This is a genomic window from Actinomycetota bacterium (assembly GCA_030650795.1).
Classification (GTDB): domain Bacteria; phylum Actinomycetota; class Actinomycetes; order S36-B12; family S36-B12; genus UBA11398.
The window spans coordinates 38,272-56,687 of the sequence record JAUSDJ010000023.1 but is presented as its reverse complement, the minus strand read 5'-3'; the positions used below and the strand labels follow the sequence as shown (position 1 = coordinate 56,687).

Sequence of the window (18,416 nt, the reverse complement as noted above, 5' to 3'; positions counted from 1 at the left end):
CTGAGCGTGGAGGCCGCGGACATAATCGAGAGCACGCTGAAGAACGATCCAACCGAAGCAAATGAGGCGAAGGAACCGATAGAGCCCACTGAGAAGGCCGAATTGATCGAGCCGATGCTCATAAATGAGTTCTTTGAGCCGATACTGAAAGCGGAGTTTGTTGAGGCCAAACTCCAACGCGAATTGCTGCGGATACGGGCTTCAGCCATGCCGCTCCTTCGTTCTTGATGCGCTAACAGTCATCATGCCGCACTGCGCTGCACCAAATGTCCGACGATAAATGGCGTGATGGTCTCTGAGCGTCAGTAGGATTTCGCTATCGGTTCAGGAGGAGGTGACCAGTGAAACTTCCACGTATGCAACTTGAGCGTGTTGAAGTTGGCGTGCGCATCACCTGCTGGACCGCCCTCGGGGCGGCCTTGGGAGCGGTGCTCCTTGGTCACAACGAGATTTCACCTCAGGTGCTTCTGCCGATCACGTCAATCTTCTTCGGCCTCATTGTCATCGAACTCGTCCTGGCCATGATCCTCATGGCCTCGCGCAGAAAGCCGCTCTTCGCTTTGCTGATGGCCCTCATTCTCTGGTCGACCGGATCCTCTCTGGTCAGCGCCAGCGCCGAGCCAGATGCGATGTCCTTCCCCTCGCCGAGTGAGACTTTCTTCCTCGCCTCCTACCTTGCGCTTGCCGCCTTCTTGGTGCTCGATGCCCAGTCCCGCCTCGCGCGCAGCGTGAACTCATGGCTTGACGCAGCCATCGTCTGCGGCGGCATGGCCAGTATTGCCGGCGTCTTCTTGATGTCTCCTCTCGGGCGCAGCGTGCCCGACAACATCCCAGTGATCGTGGCTCTGCTGTTCCCGATCCTGGATGTCGCACTCCTGATGTTGGTGCTGGCGCAAGCGCTGCTGGGCGCTCGCGCTTGGTCTTGGCGCACCGGAGCACTCATCTTGTCCTTTGTCGCGCTGCTCGCGGCCGACTCGACCCTCGTCACCAATGTCGAAGGCAACGCCTATGACTTCCCGGTGATACTGGACGTGCTCTGGGGCCTGTGGGCAATACTGCTCATCGAGGTTGGTGTCCGTCCGACCAAGCACCGGACGCGCACGGATCTCTCGTTGCACTGGTCCTTGGTGGTCTTCAGTTTCGCTGGCGCTGTTACCCTGCTCGCGGTGAGGCCAGATGGCGCCACTGGTCAGGCACTCGCGGTCACCGCCACCATCACCACCTTTGCGGCGGGTGCTCGTCTGGTCACAGCCCTGCGCGATTCGCAAGCCACGACTGAGGCCTTCCGCCTGGCGCTCACCGATGACCTCACTGATTTGCCGAACAGACGTGCGGTCAAGCAGATCATCGATGACTCGATCACCAAGCGCGGCAAGTTGGGACTGATGCTGTTGGACCTCGATGGGTTCAAGGATGTCAACGACACCCTCGGGCATGCCGCAGGTGATCAGTTGCTCATTGAGGCTTCGTGGCGCATGCGCAACGCAGTGAAGTCCACTTGCACCGTCGCCCGGATGGGTGGCGATGAATTCGCAATAATCAGCCCGTCGTCGGATGCGCTTGAGCTATTGGAAACGGCAAATCTGGTGCACGAGGCACTGATGGATGTCGTCCACGTCGACGGCGTTGATCTCACCTTGAGTGCTTCGGTGGGTATCACCTTGCAGGAGGTGACCGACTCCAATGCGATCGACCTTTTCCGTCGCGCAGACATTGCCATGTATCAGGCCAAGCTCGTCCGAAGCACCACCGAGTTCTACGACTCTGAGAAGGATGAGTTCTCCCGCCAGCGACTGCGCATGGGCGAGGAACTGCGCAGAAGCCTGCGCGAGCATCAACTCGAGGTTTGGTATCAGCCCAAGGTCGATGTTACGACTTGGGAGAACAAGGGCGTTGAAGCGCTCGTTCGCTGGCGCCATCCAGAGCATGGGCTGCTTGCACCGCAGGCTTTTCTGGGAGTGGCTCGCCGTACTGGACTCATGGCCGATCTCACGACCTACATCTTTCGTCAATGCCTGGCCGACTACGAGGATTGGCGCAGCCAGGGCATTGACATGGGAATCGCCATCAATATCGCTCCGCAGGAAATGCTGAGCCGCAGGATTTTGCCCGAGATGTACGCAATTCTCGAAGACTCCAGCGTGCCTGCAGAGGCGATCACGCTCGAAGTGACTGAAGAGTCGTTCATGGCTGACCCAGATCGGGCGCATGCAGTCATCACGGAGGCGCATTTCCGGGGTCTGCGCATTTCCATTGACGACTTCGGCACGGGATTCTCGTCACTGTCGTATCTACGAGACCTGCCGATCCACGAGATCAAGCTCGATCGCTCACTTGTGGTGCCATGCCTCACGGATCAGCGCAGCAGGCTCATCGTTGAATCCACCATTGCAATGGCGCATGCGCTTGGCCTGAAAGTGGTGGCCGAAGGCGTTGAAAATGCGCAGAGCGCAGCGCTGATGGTAAGCATGGGTGCGGATCTACTGCAGGGCTTCCACTACTCGCCAGCTCTGCCCCAGGAGCATGTGGCGAGTTGGCTTATGACAACTACCCTGCAACCAGGCTGAGTTCGGCAACCACGTCTTGGCGAGCAGCGGCGCGCTGCTGAGGAGTGCGCACGCGCAGGCTCTCGCGTGACGGCAGGGTCATTCCTTCAAGTCCTTCTCCCAGGGTCAGGGTGCGGTAGGTGATGGGGTTGGCCGTGCGGTTCGCCGACAGCATCTTCACGATGTCCATGTAGACCGGACGAGTGGCAGCAGAGCCCAAGTACTCGCCCGCTTCTACGCCTGGGAAGGTCGAGAAGTGCACGTCCATGAATGACAGGAAGCGGCGTGCGCGCTCGTCGAGCATGGCGGTCACGGCTGGGATGGCATTCGCACGGGTAGTGGCAACCATTGCGTGGAGAAGCGCCATGGTCACCATCGGCGCCTGCGTGCGGTACTCAGCGCGCACGCCCAAGGTCGCGATGTCCCAAGTCTTGTCAGGGGCAATGCCGCAGGCGCGAGCAAGGCGCGCACTCTCGGCAAACCATGGCGAGGCGTTGATATCATTGAGAGTCTTCGTGCCCATCACGCCAGGTGTGATGATGCGGCACACGCCGACGGTGTAGCCGCTCTCATCAGTCACGCTGATGAGGAAGGAAGAGTCGTCGTACGGTCCGTACTCATTATTGAGCTCATCAATGGTGTTGCCGTAGGCCTGCAGGAACACTGCCTGCTCGCAATCCAAGGCAGACTTGTAGAGATCACCCACCGGATCCACATGCAAGGTCCATGACTGGCGGCGCACCTTGGCGCCGTGATCAGCAATATTCGAGATCGTTGCGATGGGACTCATAGCGGGTTCTCCTTAGTATTCGCGAAATGCGATCTGAAGCGGTCGTAATTTCTGCTGGGTGAAGTCAACTGCGGCCTGCGGCGTGAAGTATTTGCAGGTGTAGATGTCCACGCTGAAGAACAGCCGGGGCTGCTCCCATGCGTAGAAGTGCGCGCCGGAAGTTTCCCAATGAATCCAGCCAGCCCATCCGTACATGTCTGAGCGATGAGTGACGGGCTTGATCAGGGCAACCATGTTCAGCACCTCAGACAGTTCAGTGAGGTACTGCTCGATTTCTGGGGCGGTGATGGGCGAAACCACGAGCCCCTCAATCACCATCCGCTGCCGGTGGATCTCAGGTGCGAGATCTGCCATGGCTAGCTCCGGCGACGTTTTGGCATTCATAGGGGCCTAAGGTAACGCCAAATTCCTCATATCGTGAAGCCAACCTCCGTTGCAGGGGCGAGTTCACGATCTGAAGTTTCTTCACCCTATCCCTGTGACGTGAGCGACTTCCAGTGGTCTGACTCGATCAAGACTTCTTGCGAGGTCCCCTGATCAGACCTTCTTGTACGACCGATGCAATGAGGGTGCCATCAGGCTCATAGAAGAGCCCACGGGCCAGCCCATGACCGCCGCGGGCAACAGGAGTGTCCTGGGCGAACAGCAGCCATTGGTCTGTCCTGATCGGTGCGTGGAACCACATGGCGTGGTCGATCGAGGCCATCTGCAGTTGCTCTTGGAGATGGATGTTCGGACTCAGAGCAGTGGGCACCATGGTGAGGTCGGACAGGTACGTCAGCGCGCACGCCTGAATCAATGGATCATCAGGGAGTTCTTGCCGGATGCGCACCCAGGCCATCCGCTCGTACCGACCGTCCTTCATCTCCACGGCCTTGTCCTGATCGAACTGCCGCAGGTCGATCCATTTGCGCGAGGACTCCTGATCGTCAGTCCGCGGATCGCGTCCGTTCTTCTGGCCCATGCCCATCATGGTTTCGGGTGACCCCTCCTCAGGCGGGGGAGCCGACGGCATCTCGAATTGGTGCTCTGGGCCAGGATCGATCGTGGAGAACGACGCGGTCATCAGGAAGATGGTTTCGCCGTTCTGCACTGCGCGCACGATTCTCGAAGAGAAGGAGCCACCCTCGCGCACTCTCTCCACGAGATAGGTAATGCGGTCTTCGCTTTTGCCCGGGCGCAGGAAGTAACCATGCAATGAGTGCACCCTGCGCTCAGGATCGTCGACCGTCATGCCGGCGGCCATGACGGACTGCGCTGCAACTTGGCCGCCGTAAGTGCGCAGTGCCCCGCCAACCCGACTATGTCCGGTGAAGATGTCGCGATCGATGCGTCGCAGCATCAGGCGATTGGTGAAGTCAGCGTTCACGACCGGGACCGGTTGGGTCAGATCTCGGGGTGCGGGCGCCACAGTCACAGGTCAATCCTAGTGAGCATTGCAGGCCTTGATGAGCACGCTCAGAAGGCGATCAGACCTCGGAAGCCTTCGTCAGTTCTGCGAGCTCGGCGTCGGAAAGAGTCAGGGTCGCCATGGGGATCAACTCGGCCAACTGCTCCAGATTGCGGGCGCTGGCAATGGGGGCAGCAATGGTCGGCTGTGCGAGCAGCCACGCAAGAGCCACGGCCGACAGCGGCACATTGTGATTGGCCGCTACCGAATCCATGGCCGCCAGCACCGCGAGCCCGCGGTCGTCGAGCATCTTGGAAGCTCCGCGGGCGCGAGGGCTGTCGATGCGTTCGGCACCTGGGCGGTACTTGCCTGTGAGGAAGCCGCTTGCCAGACCGAAGTACGGGGCATGAGCCATACCGGCCTTGGCCACCACCTGACGAACGCCATCCTCATACTCCGAGCGGTTCATGAGGTTGTAGTTGTTCTGCAGCACCCGGTACTTGGCGAAGCCGTTCGCCTCGCTGATGTCCAAGGCCTCCTGCAGGCGGGCCGAGTCGAAGTTCGATGCGCCGAGGACGCGAACCTTGCCAGCCTTCACGAGCGCGTCATAGGCTCCCAAGGTCTCGGCTTGCGGAGTCTCACGGTCATCCTGATGTGAGTAGTAGAGATCAATGTGATCAGTCTGGAGACGTCGAAGCGAATCCTCAGCAGCCAAGGGAATGTTCTCAGCGGAAAGGCCCTTGCGGGCTGCCAGGCTTCCGACCTTGGTGGCAATCACCATCTGGTCGCGATTGCCGCGTTCTTTCATCCAGTTGCCGATGATCGTCTCGGATTCGCCTCCTTCGTAGCCAGGAAGCCAACCGTTGTAGGAATCTGCAGTGTCGATGAAGTTACCGCCAGCGGCTGCGTACGCATCGAGGATGTCAAAGGAAGTTGCCTCATCCGCAGTCCAACTGAAGACATTTCCTCCGAGGCAGAGCGGGTAAACGTCGAGATCGGTATCAGCAAGTTTGGCCATGGACTGCATCGTGCCGCATATCGCTACAGCGTGTCTGCGATATCGGTTCGTCCGTAGCGAAAGTCCGCAATCTGCCGGCCTTGCTCTAGGCCAAGGGATTCGTACTTCGTGATGGGTCGCCACTGGGGACGTTCAACTCGACCTCCGCGCCATTCAGGACAGGCTCCCAAGGTCGCTTCTATGTGCCCGGCGTAGGGGGCCCAGTCCGTTGCGAGATCCCAGGTTCCGCCGACGCGAACTCGATTGGCGATGAGACGAGCTCGACCGACCTGCACGAGTCGACGTTTCTGATGCCTGATCTTTGGCCAAGGATCAGGGAAGAAACTCCGAACGCCGGCGAGGGAGCCGGGTCCAAGATTGTGTTCGAGCACGTGGATGGCATCGCCAGAGATCACTCTGATGTTCGTCAGACCCTCTTCATGTATTCGACTGACGAGATCACCGACCCCAGGCGTGTGCACGTCTACAGCCAGCAGTCCGATCTCGGGTTCTTGGGCTGCCATTTGAGCCGTCGTGATTCCGGTACCAAAGCCAATCTCCAGCACGACTGGGCGCCCATCAAAGAGCGCGTCAAGATCCATCAGTGCGTGTGGTGAGAGCAGATACGGGCTTTGGGTGGTGAGTCCGCGCACCTGCCTGTTGGTGATGCGCCCACGCCGCGGTTTGTACGTGCGGATCGGCGGATACTGGGAATGCGCGGTCACGGAAGTCGTTCCTCACTGTTGTGGGCAAGGTTCGCACATCTCCGACTGTGGCTGCGGCACTCGTGCGAGGGATTCAGTCGCGACCTTTCATATGCAATCCTCAGGGTGTGCCCGAACTGTCCTTCGAAGAGTTGGCTCAACTGCGCTTGCGCCGTAGCGCCAAGTGGCAAGCCTTTGGACCCGACGTCATTCCGGCTTGGGTTGCTGAGATGGATTTCGCGATGGCACCGCCAATCGCTGCCGCTCTGCATGCCGCGATTGATCGATCTGACACCGGATACGCGTGGCCGCAGGCAGTGGGCGAAGCTCTTTCCGTATTTGGGGCTACGCGTTGGGGCTGGCTCGTTGATCCAGCCAACGTCATCCCAGTGGCAGACGTGCTGACCGGAGTCGGACAGACGCTCATCGCTTTGACTCAGCCGGGCGAGGCTGTGGTCATCAACAGTCCCGTCTATCCGCCGTTCTTCACCACGGTCGCTCACGTTGCGCACCGAACCGTCGTTGATGTGCCACTTGTCTGGAACGGTGCCCGCCACGTGCTTGATTTAGCAGGACTCGCTCGTGAATTCTCCCGGCCAGAGGTAACGGCCTACCTCCTGTGCAGCCCGCAGAATCCGACGGGCTTGGTGTTCAGCAGGGCCGATCTTGAGTTCATAGCGCAGCTCGCAGCCGAGCATGGCGTGATGGTCGTGGCAGACGAGATCCATGCACCTATGACTCATCCCGGAGTCGAGTTCTGGCCCTACTTGGCCGTGAGCGGTGATCGCCCGGCCGTCTCAGTGATTTCAGCATCGAAGGCTTGGAATATTGCCGGCTTGAAGTGCGCTCAGATCGTCACGAACGACGCTGAGCTCACTGCCCGCCTTCGTACCCAAATTCCGCTGGAGACTCAGCATGGGGCTGGACATCTCGGCGCCTTGGCGGCAATCGTCGCCTACACCGAGGGACAGCCGTGGTTGGATTCCCTGGTTGAACATTTGAGAAAACAAGCTGAATTGCTCAGCGAACTCCTGGTGATGCATCTGCCCTTGGTCCGTTGCGAGAAGCCCATGGCTTCCTACCTGGCTTGGTTGGACTGTCGCCCGCTGGATTTGGGAAAGGATCCGGCCGCGTACTTTCTCGAGCATGCGCGAGTCGCGCTCAATTCTGGGCCGACCTTCGGTCCCAGTGGCGCTGGATTCGTCAGACTCAACTTTGCGTGCTCCCCGGAATTGCTCATTGAGATCGTCACACGGATGGGAGCTGCCCTGAGATGAAGGCCTCGGCTGGATTTCGTCGCTTCTTGCGTGGCGTAGTCGTGGTCGTGATCACTCTCATGTTGGCGGGGCTCACCACCAGTCCGGCGACCGCCGATAGTGGCCGCACCCTTGCTCTCGGCGATTCAGTGATGCTGGGCGCACGGGCCGCCTTGCAGAATCTTGGAGTTCAGAAGGTCGATGCCAAGGTCAGCAGGCAGGCGACTACGGCGCCAGGCCTGTTGCGCGAACGAGGAGATGGTCTGCAGCGCCGGATCGTGATTCATCTCGGCACCAATGGAATCTTCTCCAAGCAGATCTGCCGCTCCATCATGAAAGCCGTGGGTCCGGATCGGCAAGTGTTCTTGGTGAACTTCAAAGTGCCTCGACGGTGGGAGAAGCCAAACAACCGTGCCGTGGATCAATGCGCCGCTCTGCACGCGGATCAAGTCACTGTCGTGGATTGGCACCTGGCGGCGAGCAAGCATCCCGGGTGGCTGTACTCCGATGGGATGCACTTGCGACCCAGCGGCGCTCGGGGTTTTGCCAAGCTGATCGAAGCAGCACTGCGATCCAACGTGAGCGATCCCACGTTTGTGGCGACTAAGCCGAATTGAGCCTGTGCAGTTAGTCACAAGACACGCTTGGAAACCCTTTTTGGGTGTGTGCACTGCTGAAAAGTGGAGCATCCTTAGGCCAGTTCGGTTACTCAATGAGGAGTGTTCATGTCGGTCCCCGGTCTCGAGAATCCCCCTACGCGAAATAAGCAATTGCTCGAGTGGGTCGAAGATATGGCCGCGCTCACGCAGCCAGATCGCGTTGCATGGTGCGATGGCTCGCAGGAGGAATGGGATCGCCTCACTCAGCAGATGGTCGACGCCGGCACTTTCATCCGCCTGAACCCCGAGATCCGCCCGAACTCCTTCCTTGCTCGCTCGAGCCCAAGCGATGTGGCTCGCGTCGAGGACCGCACCTTCATCTGTTCGCAACGTGAGATCGATGCCGGACCGACGAACAACTGGGCTGACCCCACGAAGATGCGAGAGAAGATGACGGAACTCTTCGCAGGTTCCATGCGTGGTCGCACGATGTACGTCATCCCGTTCTCGATGGGTCCTTTGGGATCACGCATCGCGCAACTCGGCGTTGAGATTTCTGACTCGCCTTATGTCGTTGCGAGCATGCGCATCATGACTCGCATGGGCAAGGCAGCGCTCGACATCATTGGTGAGCATGGCGATTTTGTTCCTGCGATCCACACGGTCGGCTACCCATTGATCGACGCTGATGGAAATGCGCGCGAGGACGTTTCTTGGCCGGCAAATGACACCAAGTACATCGTGCATTACCCAGAGACTCGTGAGATTTGGTCCTACGGATCCGGCTACGGCGGCAACGCACTCCTTGGCAAGAAATGCTTTGCACTGCGCATTGCTTCAGCAATGGCGCGCGACGAAGGCTGGCTGGCAGAGCACATGCTGATCCTCAAGCTCACATCTCCGCAGGGCAGCGTGCGCTACATCTCCGCGGCCTTTCCGTCGGCCTGTGGCAAGACCAACCTCGCGATGCTCGAGCCCACCATTCCGGGCTGGAAGGTCGAGACTGTCGGTGACGACATCGCCTGGATGCGCTTTGGCGATGATGGCCGCCTGCATGCCATCAATCCCGAGGCAGGCTTCTTTGGCGTGGCTCCAGGCACTGGCATGGAAACCAATGCCAACGCCGTTCGTAGCCTGGAAGCGAACTGCATCTTCACCAACGTCGCTCTCACCGATGATGGCGACATCTGGTGGGAAGGCCTGACACCAGAAGCGCCGGCGCATCTCATTGACTGGAAGGGCCAAGACTGGACTCCGGAGTCAGATGAACCGTCCAGCCATCCCAACGCTCGTTTCGCCGCACCGGCGAGCCAGTGCCCATCGATCGCACCGAACTGGGAAGACCCAGCAGGTGTGCCAATCGATGCCATACTCTTCGGCGGGCGACGAGCCACCAACGTTCCTTTGGTGACCGAGTCCTTTGACTGGCAGCACGGAGTCTTCGTCGGGTCGACGGTCTCCAGTGAGATGACGGCTGCAGCCGTGGGCGGCATGGGGCAATTGCGTCGCGATCCCTTCGCCATGCTGCCCTTCTGCGGCTACAACATGGCGGATTACTGGGGCCACTGGCTCAAGGTCGGCGCCTTCACCACTCCTGACAAACTCCCACGTATCTACTCGGTCAACTGGTTCCGCAAGGATTCCGATGGCAAGTTCATGTGGCCCGGCTACGGCGACAACTCGCGCGTACTTGAGTGGATCGTGCGCCGTCTGGATGGCGATGCGGAGGCGGACACCACGCCTATCGGTCTCGTGCCTGCCGCAGGAGATCTCAACGTCGACGGACTCGACATCAGTGCTGAAAAGCTCGCTGATCTGTTCGCCGTTGATCCCAGTACCTGGCTAGCAGAGGCAGACCTGACTGAGGAGTACTACTTGCAGTTTGGTGATCGGGTTCCAGAAGCACTTCATCTGGAACTTGCGGGTTTGCGTGAGCGCCTGAATCAGGCATAAGCCGGGGGCAATAGTTCAGGCCATAGTCGAAACGAGCAAGGCCTTGATTGAGTGCATGCGATTTTCTGCTTGATCAAAGACGATGCTCGCAGGTGATTCGAAGACTTCGTCTGTAACTTCGACTCCGTCGAGCAATCCAAATTGGTCCGCGATTTGGCGACCAACATTGGTGTTCTGATCGTGGTAGGCCGGCAGGCAGTGCATGAACTTTGCGCGGGGGTTGTTGGTGAGTTGCATCAGATTTGAATCAACGCGATACGGCCGCAGAAGATCGACCCGCTGCACCCACACGTCTTTCTCCTCGCCCATCGAGACCCAGACGTCGGTGTGCACGAAATCGACACCGGAAAGGCCTTCGGCAGGACTGTCTGTGACAGTGATGCTGGCACCGCTGATGGCGGCTCTTGTCTGAGCAAGTTCTTGTACGTCAGCATCTGGCCACAGACTGCGTGGTGCCACGATGCGCACGTCGGCACCCATGATCGCTCCCATGACCAAGAGTGAGTTGCCCATGTTGTATCGCGCGTCGCCGACATAGGCATAGCGAAGGGGGCCGCCGTTTGAGTGGTGCTCCTGCATCGTCATGAAGTCAGCGAGCATCTGCGTGGGATGCCAGCGGTCGGTGAGGCCGTTGAACACTGGCACTGATGACGCTTCAGCCAGCGCGAGTACCGTGGAATGGTCCGCACCTCGGTACTCGATTCCGTCAAACCAACGATCAAGTACTCGCGCCGTGTCAGCGATGGACTCCTTATGTCCGATCTGCGAACTGGCTGGATCCAGGATTGACACGTGCCCACCCTGATCCTTCATCGCGATTTCGAACGCGAGTTTGGTGCGCGTGGAAGTCTTCTCAAAGATGAGCGCGAGGTGCTTGCCTGTAAGTCGCGGGCGTTCACTGCCGAAATTGCGCTCGGCTTTGAGTTGGACTGCAAGATCAAGCAATCCCTGCAGTTCTGCTGCAGTGAAGTCTGACTCTTGAAGGAAGTCGCGATCCAGGAGTGTCACCAGCCGAACGCTAGCGGCTGGGAGTCGCATCTCCATAAATCGGGTCAGCCGATGCTGTGGGCAAAGGCCGCTTAGACTTCCGGCCATGAGTACGCCCCTGGACTCCCCGAGCCTGTCTGGCGACACGCTCCTTGAGGAGAACACCCGGCTGAGCAACGACGATGGTGATCACGAGCGATTCGCCCACTACGTGGAGAAGGCCAAGATTGTCGAGAGCGCCGTCACTGGTGAGCCAATCAAAGCCTTGTGCGGAAAAGTCTGGACTCCAGGACGAGATCCTTCACGATTTCCGATTTGCCCAGAATGCAAGAAAATTCATGAGTCCCTACCGCGCGGTGGCGATTAATATTTGCCGCGCTGCCAGTTCGCGTTCCACCGGCATGCGGCTTTCCTTCCTGACGCTCATGCTTGGGCTAGGGCTGGCCGCTTGCGGTTCCACGCAGGTAGCCGAGCTCACGCCGACTGCGATTGCGGCAAGCGGCTTGGCACCGGGCATTGGGTCATGTTCATTTTCGAATCTCACAACTCTTGATGCCGCGCATCTTGCGATCGCACACGCACTGCCCAAGCCGCCGTACTACACACCTCGAGCTTTGCGCGGCCCGGTCGGATTCGATGTCGATGTTGCAGATCAGATCGCGGTGGGCTTGGGCTTTCAAGTCAACCAAATAGCGTGGCGTCAGTTGGGCCGGGTGTTTGATCGCCACGGGCGCCCGAACTTCGACATTGCAGTTGCACAACTCGAAAAGCAACGATCCAGCCAGGCCCTGATCTACTCCGAACCGTATTTCACTGAGACTCAAGTGCTGTTGGCACTCCCTGACACTCCGATCACGAAAGTGAAATCCAGTTCAGAGCTTGCCGGCTCATCCCTTGGTGTGGTCCTGGGATCGTCCAGCCAGGCCTATGTGCCTCGTGAACTCGGAATAGACCCGACTGTGTATCTGACAAATAACGTCTTGAAGACAGCGATACGCGATCACCACATCACCGGCATGGTGGTTCCTGTTGAAGAGGTACCGAGTTTCCTGGCGACTTCGAGTGAGCCCTTGGTTGTCGTAGGTCAGTTTCCTCCAGCGAAGAAGGCCTTGACCTATCGCGTGGCCTTACCCGCCGGCGATCCACTGCTGACCTGCGTCGATGAAGTCCTAGCCAAAATGACAAAGTCTGGACAACTCGATGACTTGCGCGCGCGATGGTTTGCAGACGGGGTGAATCGAACGATTCAGACCGATTAGCAGGCTCCATCGCTTGAATACCAAAGAAATGTGGGCGTGGGACGAGAGTGTCCTCCACTTGCCGCCCCTACGATTTCGGTAGGCGTTCTTGGCGCTATTTCGCAAAGAAATATGGAGGATGTATGACCACGGTGGATACAGGAACCGCTGAAGCCAGCGAGATGATCGCGGTTGTCAGTCGTAACTGGTGGATGCTGCTGTTCGTCGGAATTGTCAGCATCGTCGTTGGAGCCTTTTGTGTGTTCCAGCCAGAGACTGCTATCAAGACCCTTGCACTGCTCTTCGCAATCTGGTTGATCATCACAGGACTCTGGCAGTTCGTTCGAGGATTCAGTTCGGGGCTTGGTGGCGTCACGCGTGCATTGCTGCTCATCACCGGCGCGTTGTCACTGCTCATTGGGCTCGAGGCCCTGCGTTCATACTTCGAGACCAACAGTGCACTGCTTGCGGGCTGGATTCTGGCCATCTTCATCGGCGTGGGTTTCCTGATGCGTGGCTTTGCAGATCTCTTCATGGGTATTGAGCGAAAGGGTCAGGCTGGCCGCGGCTGGCAGATCTTCTCGGGAATTGTCATCATCATTGGTGGCTTTGTTGTGTTGACGGTTCCGATGACCATCGTTGCTCTGGCTTGGGTCGTTGGAATCTGGCTGATTGTGATTGGCCTGTTTGAGGTGCTGGGCGCATTCATGGTGAAAAGGGCCGCTGCTTAGCGCGATTTGTGAATGGCCCGCGGCTCTGCCGCGGGCCATTACATTTGTGCCATGGCTGCTGAAACTTCCCAAACTCTCGGCCGTGGCTTGCGCATCCTCGAAGTTGTGGCAGATGCGCCCGATGGTCTGACCGTTACGGAGATCTCCCAAACCCTGAGCATTGGCCGCACGGTGATCTATCGCCTCGTAGTGACTCTTGAGCAGCACGCCTTTCTGCGCAGATCGGCTGATGGCAAGTGTCGACTTGGCCTTGCTCTGCTATCCATGGGACGCCAAGTACAACCGGTAGTGCGCGATGTGGCATTACCGGCCTTGCGCCTACTCGCCGATGCTGTTGGTGCCACAGCCCATCTCACGATCGTCGATGGGCTCGAAGCTGTTGCGGCGGTTGTCGTTGAGCCCAGCCGTTCTGATGTGCATGTGGCCTACCGCGTTGGCTCGCGTCATCCACTTGAAGCTGGCGCAGCTGGCCGCGCCATCTTGGCTGCTCGCACGGCTGCCGGCCGGCCACTTGACCCACCCTGGATCCTGGCGACAAACGATGGGCCTCAGGGGGCCTATGGCATTGCGGCCCCCATTAGCTCAGTGCCTGGACTCGAGGCAAGTGTGGGTGTTGTGTCCTTGCGTGAACTCCCAGAGCAGGAAGTCGGTCCGCGCGTTGCTCGAGCAGCTGGCGAGATCTCCCGCGCGTTGCGCTGACCTACCAGCAACCAGTGATCGTTGCGGCAAGGCCATCGACTGCCTGCCGCGTTTTCACGGGGGTGAACCGTTGAGGTCGGTCGTTAACGAGGAAAGAAAAGATCTTGGCTCGTCCTTCGACATCGTTCGTGACGCCGGAAAGCGCAATCGTGTCGAACAAGGTTCCCGTCTTGGCCCTGATTGCTCCGCGAGCGCACGCACTGGGTTTCGTGCTGTATCGCTGGTAACGATCATTGAGAGTTCCATCAAGGCCGGAGGTCGGGAGCGATCCAGGATCAAACATCACTGCGAATCGCGCCGGGTCGGTCGTCTTTGCGAGCCGCAACAAGGAGGCGAGAGTCAGGGCGGTGAGTCGATCCTTGCGTGAGACGCCGCTGCCGTCGGCGAGTGAGAGCGCCCTTCGATCCACTCCTAGTGCATCGAGATTTGCAAGAGCTGCTTGCTCGCCACCCTGCCAAGTGCCTGCATGTCCCGTAGCTAGCGCCACATGGCGGTAGAGCAATTCGGCGATGTTGTTCTCTGAATCAAGCAGCATCAGGTGAACAGCATCGGCCAAGGTATGCGGGCTGATTGCGGTAATAGGTATGGCCCCTACCGGAACATCGACTTCGCTGCCAGTTGTCACCGTTAGGCCCTGCGCGCGTAATTCATGGATGAAGCTGTCTCGGGCGTGCAACACGGGGGTTCTGCTGTAGTCACCAAGTTTCGCAAGTGCGCTCACGGGGGTCACAACAGCGGGAACGTATCCATTGGTCCAGCCGGGGGCATTGGTGGCGTTGGGCAGCAGATTCACGTCCGTATCCACGATGACGGCTTGCGCGTGATCGGCCAAGGCCGCAGTTTGATCGGCAAGAGTACGCAGATTGCGAGAGGTCAACAGCGGATCTCCGCCTCCTTGCAAGATGACGTGACCCGGTTGAGCACCACTGAAGACGGAGGTCGTAAAGGCTTGAGTTGGAGCCATCGTTGAAAGGGCATTGATGGCCGTCACAATCTTCATATTTGACGCCGGAAGCATTGGCGTATCAGCTCTACGTGACGAAACGATCCGCTGAGTTTCAGCATCCATGACTACATAGGCAATGTCGCTGCCGAGAGCCTTGTTATGCAATCGTTGTGCAATTCGACTGTTGATGCGTGTCTCGCCTTGAGTTTGCGCTTCTTTGGGCGCTGCACCTGCATTTGAAGGAACGCTTATTCCCGCTCCTGCTATGAGGAGCGCAGTCATGGTCGCAAGACCGAATCGAGATGGCCGAGTGCCAGGAGCGCGATGCATGTGTTCATCATGCGACACGACGAGGGAATCCGGGCTATTCGGCGCTCGAGAAGCCATGACGCACAATGGTGTCTCACCGATTTCGACATTGGAGTTTGCTGTGCAACGAGTGGTAGCAATCGCGCGCGTGGCCGTCATGGCATGCGTGCTCTTGGCTACTGGTTTAGCGATGCCTGCCGCTCAGGCGCAGGGCAGCCCGAAGATCGTGACTGGCTGGTTGCCTTATTGGATGACGAGTCCGTCTGCACCCCAAGGAGTGACGAACGCGGTTGCCAATGCTGATGTATTGACCGATGTCTCGCCCTTCTGGTTCTCCGCTATTGCCGGCGGCCCCGCGGGTGTCAAGGTGGTATTCAATCCGAATTTCGGGCAGGCCGAAGCGAACTCCGCGTGGGCAGTTGCACAACTGCGAGCTGTCGGCCTACCGATATTGCCGAGCATTGCGGATGGCGCGGGCAAGGGGCGGGTAGCTGCGACGCTCGCGGATCCGGCAACACGAGCACAACATGTCGCCGACATTGTGAATCTGGTGACAACTCGCGGCTTAGACGGCATCGACCTTGACTACGAGCAGTTCGCTTTTGCTGATGGACGAACCACATGGGCGGCAACGCAGCCGAATTGGACGGCCTTTGTCAATGAGCTCAGTGCGGCACTGCATGCGCAAGGCAAACAGCTGTCGGTGACGATCCCTGGACCCTGCTCGACGAACAATGCATGTGGTGGCGACAACGGCTACTGGGTCTACAACATTGGCGGCATCTCCGCTGCAGCGGATCGCATTCGCATCATGACTTACGACTTCCACTACAACGCTCCAGGACCGATTGCACCTATTGGCTGGGTGACGACAACCATGCAATACGCAACGACTCAGGCTCCGGCGAACAAGCTTGTTGTTGGTGTTCCGGCATACGGAAGATCGTGGACAAAGAAGACGGGCAATAGCTTTCAGCTCACCGGCGTGTGTCCAAGATCAACGAGCTCAGGCAGCTCGAAGACCGCCTATAACTCGTTGACGTCCATGGCATCCACCACTGCAGAAGCAATCCCTGCTCTGCTGACTTCCTTGGGTAAGACCGATGCCGACGTGCAATGGGATCAAGCGTCAGCGGAGAACTGGATCGAGTACGACAAGCCGGTCACCTGGACTGACGCAAGCGGGATAGCGCAGACCTGCACCGCGAGGCGTGTGATGTGGTGGGTCGGCCCGCAAGCTGCTCTGGTCCGTACGCAATTGGTAGGGCAGTTTGGGCTTGCGGCAGCAGGCTTCTGGACCATTGGCGGCGACAACCCGGCTATGTGGCCGCTCTTACGCAGCTACGCCCAGCAATTGGCGCCTGCGACAACAGCCGTGATCATCGTTGCCCCGCCGCAGGTTGATTTCAACAGTTCAGCGCCGATCACTGCTACGGCCACTTCTCAAGGGGCAGCGGTGACCGGGGTCGACGCGGCATTGCAATTCCAAGCTGGGAGCAAGGGAGCCTGGGTACAGATCGCCACAGCGCCCTTAGCGGCCGATGGCACCGTTGCTTTTACCCCAACCTTCACTGCAGCTGGCCGCTGGCGCGTGTTCGTACCCGGTGCGGCTGGTCGAGGGGAACAGGCGAGCGATGCGGCTCTGGTCCAAGTATCAAGTTGGGTTCGGGCTAACCCGAAGAAGGCTCAGGTAGCGCGCAAATCCAAGATCGTGATTCGCGTGGTTTCGCTTCCAGTCCAAGCCGGCCAACGGATTGTTATTCAGGAGCAGCGTGGTACTTCGTGGTTCCGCGCTGGTAAGGCAACAACCAACGCTGCAGGCGTTGCGAGGGTTTCGTTCATAGCGCCGAAGCAGAAGGGCGAGCACACCTATCGTGCAAGCGCCGAAGCAACCGGTCAATTAGGTGCTGGTGCTTCTCAGCCCTTCTTCGTGAGTGTCAACTAAGACTGGATGTTCTGCGATTTAGGTCGTACGCAAGACTTCATGCATGTCCATCGCACCGGCCGAGGTGGAGCAGTCTGCAGAACAGGTTGAGCCAGACCGCCCGTGGATCACCATTGTGTGGAACGATCCCGTCAATCTGATGTCGTACGTGACGTACGTGTTCATGACCTACTTTCATTACGACCGCGAAAAGGCCGAGAAGCTCATGCTTGACGTGCATGAACGTGGACGCGCAGTCGTATCAAATGGCACTCGCGAATCCATGGAACGAGATGTCACTGCGTTGCATGGCTACGGGCTTTGGGCCACATTGCAGAAGGACGACTAGTGCCAGGCGGTTTTGTACTAGAGCCCAACGGGCGAATTCTTCTGAGGCTTGAGCCAGTTGAACGGATGCTCATGCTCTCCTTATGCGATCAGATCATTGAACTCGTCTCACCGGCGGAAGCCGATCCGGATGCCGATCCGCTTGCAGTGGCCGTTGGCATTGACGAAGCCGCGTTGACGCCAGAGGACCCTGTCCTGCTACGACTCTTTCCCGAGGCATACAAAGAGGATCTGGGAGCCTCCTCGGATTTTCGTCGATTCACCGAGCGTGATCTGCGACAAACGAAAAAGAATCACGCGCAGACCGTCCAGGATTGCCTCGAGCGTGCGGGAGAGAAGGTGCTCCTGCCTCTTTCGCTTGGGCCCAGCTGGCTCGGGTTCATGAACGATGTTCGCCTGGCTCTTGGCGAGCGGATCGGAATCGATGATGACTTTCATGAGGAGGTCGCCGACCTTCCGGAGGATGATCCGCGGCTGGCCATGGTCGGGGTATATGACTGGTTGACCTTCTTGCAAGACTCTCTGGTCCAGATCATGCTCCCGTAAGGTTTGGACCGTGCTTCGAATTCGCCGGGATCTTGTTGATCAGATCCTTGAGCATGCACGCGCGGATCACCCCGACGAAGCCTGTGGTGTCATCGCCGGTCCAGAAGGATCTGAGCGCCCCGAACGCTTCATCCCGATGGTCAACGTTGCGCGATCGCCAACCTTTTACGAGTTTGACTCTGGGGATCTGTTCCAGTTGTACAAGGACATGCAGGCCAATGACGAGGAGCCGATCGTCGTCTACCACTCGCACACCGCAACCGAGGCTTACCCCTCGCGCACAGATATCTCGCTTGCTTCAGAGCCTGGAGCGCACTACGTGCTGGTCTCCACCAGGGAGACTGGGAACGACGCAGGCCCCTATGAGTTGCGCTCCTTTCGCATCGTGAATGGCGAGGTCACCGAGGAAGCGATAGAAATCCACGATCTGCAAAGCCTTGGCAGCTGACAAAT

The 18,416-nt window shown here is 58.7% G+C and carries 20 protein-coding genes; 13 read left to right on the top strand and 7 right to left on the bottom strand.

Annotated elements, in window-relative coordinates; all coding sequences use genetic code 11:
* Nucleotides 1-6: 6 nt before the first annotated feature.
* The gene (locus Q7L55_06735) at nucleotides 7-228 is read left to right on the top strand and encodes a hypothetical protein (GenBank protein ID MDO8732252.1); all 222 of its coding nucleotides are present in this window, start codon (nucleotides 7-9) and stop codon (nucleotides 226-228) included.
* Nucleotides 229-341: 113 nt separating this feature from the next.
* On the top strand, nucleotides 342-2,567 hold the full coding sequence (locus Q7L55_06730) for a bifunctional diguanylate cyclase/phosphodiesterase (protein MDO8732251.1): 2,226 nt from the start codon (nucleotides 342-344) through the stop codon (nucleotides 2,565-2,567).
* Here Q7L55_06730 and Q7L55_06725 read toward each other — a convergent pair.
* The 5 genes from Q7L55_06725 to Q7L55_06705 form a co-directional block, all read right to left on the bottom strand.
* Entirely contained in the window at nucleotides 2,548-3,336 is a 789-nt protein-coding gene (locus tag Q7L55_06725; GenBank protein MDO8732250.1) for a hypothetical protein, read from the bottom strand. The two genes, Q7L55_06730 and Q7L55_06725, sit on opposite strands and share 20 nt — an antisense overlap.
* Nucleotides 3,337-3,348: 12 nt before the next feature.
* On the bottom strand, nucleotides 3,349-3,690 hold the full coding sequence (locus Q7L55_06720; protein MDO8732249.1) for an S-adenosylmethionine decarboxylase: 342 nt from the start codon (nucleotides 3,688-3,690) through the stop codon (nucleotides 3,349-3,351).
* A gap of 157 nt (nucleotides 3,691-3,847) precedes the next feature.
* Nucleotides 3,848-4,753: an acyl-CoA thioesterase II gene (locus Q7L55_06715; protein MDO8732248.1), complete on the bottom strand. Its 906-nt coding sequence runs from the start codon at nucleotides 4,751-4,753 to the stop codon at nucleotides 3,848-3,850.
* A 52-nt stretch (nucleotides 4,754-4,805) separates the two neighbouring features.
* Complete coding sequence (locus Q7L55_06710) at nucleotides 4,806-5,753, bottom strand: aldo/keto reductase (GenBank protein MDO8732247.1); 948 nt, start codon at nucleotides 5,751-5,753, stop codon at nucleotides 4,806-4,808.
* Nucleotides 5,754-5,767: 14 nt separating this feature from the next.
* The gene (locus tag Q7L55_06705) at nucleotides 5,768-6,448 is read right to left on the bottom strand and encodes a tRNA (guanine(46)-N(7))-methyltransferase TrmB (GenBank protein MDO8732246.1); all 681 of its coding nucleotides are present in this window, start codon (nucleotides 6,446-6,448) and stop codon (nucleotides 5,768-5,770) included.
* Between the two features lie 107 nt (nucleotides 6,449-6,555).
* Here Q7L55_06705 and Q7L55_06700 point away from each other — a divergent pair, with 107 nt between their 5' ends.
* The 3 genes from Q7L55_06700 (at nucleotide 6,556) to Q7L55_06690 (ending at nucleotide 10,235) form a co-directional block, all read left to right on the top strand.
* Entirely contained in the window at nucleotides 6,556-7,704 is a 1,149-nt protein-coding gene (locus tag Q7L55_06700) for an aminotransferase class I/II-fold pyridoxal phosphate-dependent enzyme (GenBank protein MDO8732245.1), read from the top strand.
* Nucleotides 7,701-8,300 (top strand): hypothetical protein, encoded by a 600-nt coding sequence (locus Q7L55_06695; protein MDO8732244.1) that lies wholly within the window; start codon nucleotides 7,701-7,703, stop codon nucleotides 8,298-8,300. Before Q7L55_06700 ends, Q7L55_06695 begins: the two co-directional genes overlap by 4 nt.
* Nucleotides 8,301-8,408: 108 nt before the next feature.
* Entirely contained in the window at nucleotides 8,409-10,235 is a 1,827-nt protein-coding gene (locus Q7L55_06690) for a phosphoenolpyruvate carboxykinase (GTP) (GenBank protein ID MDO8732243.1), read from the top strand.
* Nucleotides 10,236-10,250: 15 nt separating this feature from the next.
* Here Q7L55_06690 and argF read toward each other — a convergent pair whose 3' ends face one another.
* Complete coding sequence (gene argF, locus Q7L55_06685; protein MDO8732242.1) at nucleotides 10,251-11,273, bottom strand: ornithine carbamoyltransferase; 1,023 nt, start codon at nucleotides 11,271-11,273, stop codon at nucleotides 10,251-10,253.
* 55 nt (nucleotides 11,274-11,328) lie between these two features.
* Between argF and Q7L55_06680 the strand changes: the two genes are divergently transcribed.
* The 4 genes from Q7L55_06680 (at nucleotide 11,329) to Q7L55_06665 (ending at nucleotide 13,890) form a co-directional block, all read left to right on the top strand.
* The gene (locus Q7L55_06680; protein MDO8732241.1) at nucleotides 11,329-11,589 is read left to right on the top strand and encodes a DUF3039 domain-containing protein; all 261 of its coding nucleotides are present in this window, start codon (nucleotides 11,329-11,331) and stop codon (nucleotides 11,587-11,589) included.
* Nucleotides 11,561-12,481 (top strand): transporter substrate-binding domain-containing protein, encoded by a 921-nt coding sequence (locus Q7L55_06675; protein ID MDO8732240.1) that lies wholly within the window; start codon nucleotides 11,561-11,563, stop codon nucleotides 12,479-12,481. Before Q7L55_06680 ends, Q7L55_06675 begins: the two co-directional genes overlap by 29 nt.
* 122 nt (nucleotides 12,482-12,603) lie before the next feature.
* A complete protein-coding gene (locus tag Q7L55_06670; protein ID MDO8732239.1) occupies nucleotides 12,604-13,191 on the top strand; it encodes a DUF308 domain-containing protein in 588 nt (195 codons plus the stop codon).
* A 51-nt stretch (nucleotides 13,192-13,242) separates the two neighbouring features.
* The gene (locus Q7L55_06665; protein MDO8732238.1) at nucleotides 13,243-13,890 is read left to right on the top strand and encodes a helix-turn-helix domain-containing protein; all 648 of its coding nucleotides are present in this window, start codon (nucleotides 13,243-13,245) and stop codon (nucleotides 13,888-13,890) included.
* A gap of 1 nt (nucleotide 13,891) precedes the next feature.
* Here Q7L55_06665 and Q7L55_06660 read toward each other — a convergent pair whose 3' ends face one another.
* Nucleotides 13,892-15,223, bottom strand: a complete 1,332-nt coding sequence (locus Q7L55_06660) for a D-alanyl-D-alanine carboxypeptidase (protein ID MDO8732237.1) — start codon at nucleotides 15,221-15,223, stop codon at nucleotides 13,892-13,894.
* Between Q7L55_06660 and Q7L55_06655 the strand changes: the two genes are divergently transcribed.
* From Q7L55_06655 to Q7L55_06640, 4 genes are read left to right on the top strand one after another with little or no spacing between them, the layout of a single operon-like run.
* A complete protein-coding gene (locus Q7L55_06655; GenBank protein MDO8732236.1) occupies nucleotides 15,222-17,090 on the top strand; it encodes a glycosyl hydrolase family 18 protein in 1,869 nt (622 codons plus the stop codon). The two genes, Q7L55_06660 and Q7L55_06655, sit on opposite strands and share 2 nt — an antisense overlap.
* Before the next feature lie 43 nt (nucleotides 17,091-17,133).
* Complete coding sequence (gene clpS, locus Q7L55_06650; GenBank protein ID MDO8732235.1) at nucleotides 17,134-17,418, top strand: ATP-dependent Clp protease adapter ClpS; 285 nt, start codon at nucleotides 17,134-17,136, stop codon at nucleotides 17,416-17,418.
* Nucleotides 17,418-17,963 carry a DUF2017 domain-containing protein gene (locus Q7L55_06645; GenBank protein MDO8732234.1) on the top strand — a complete coding sequence of 182 codons (546 nt, stop codon included), beginning with the start codon at nucleotides 17,418-17,420 and terminating at the stop codon, nucleotides 17,961-17,963. Before clpS ends, Q7L55_06645 begins: the two co-directional genes overlap by 1 nt.
* A gap of 10 nt (nucleotides 17,964-17,973) precedes the next feature.
* A complete protein-coding gene (locus tag Q7L55_06640; protein MDO8732233.1) occupies nucleotides 17,974-18,411 on the top strand; it encodes a M67 family metallopeptidase in 438 nt (145 codons plus the stop codon).
* Nucleotides 18,412-18,416: the final 5 nt, after the last annotated feature.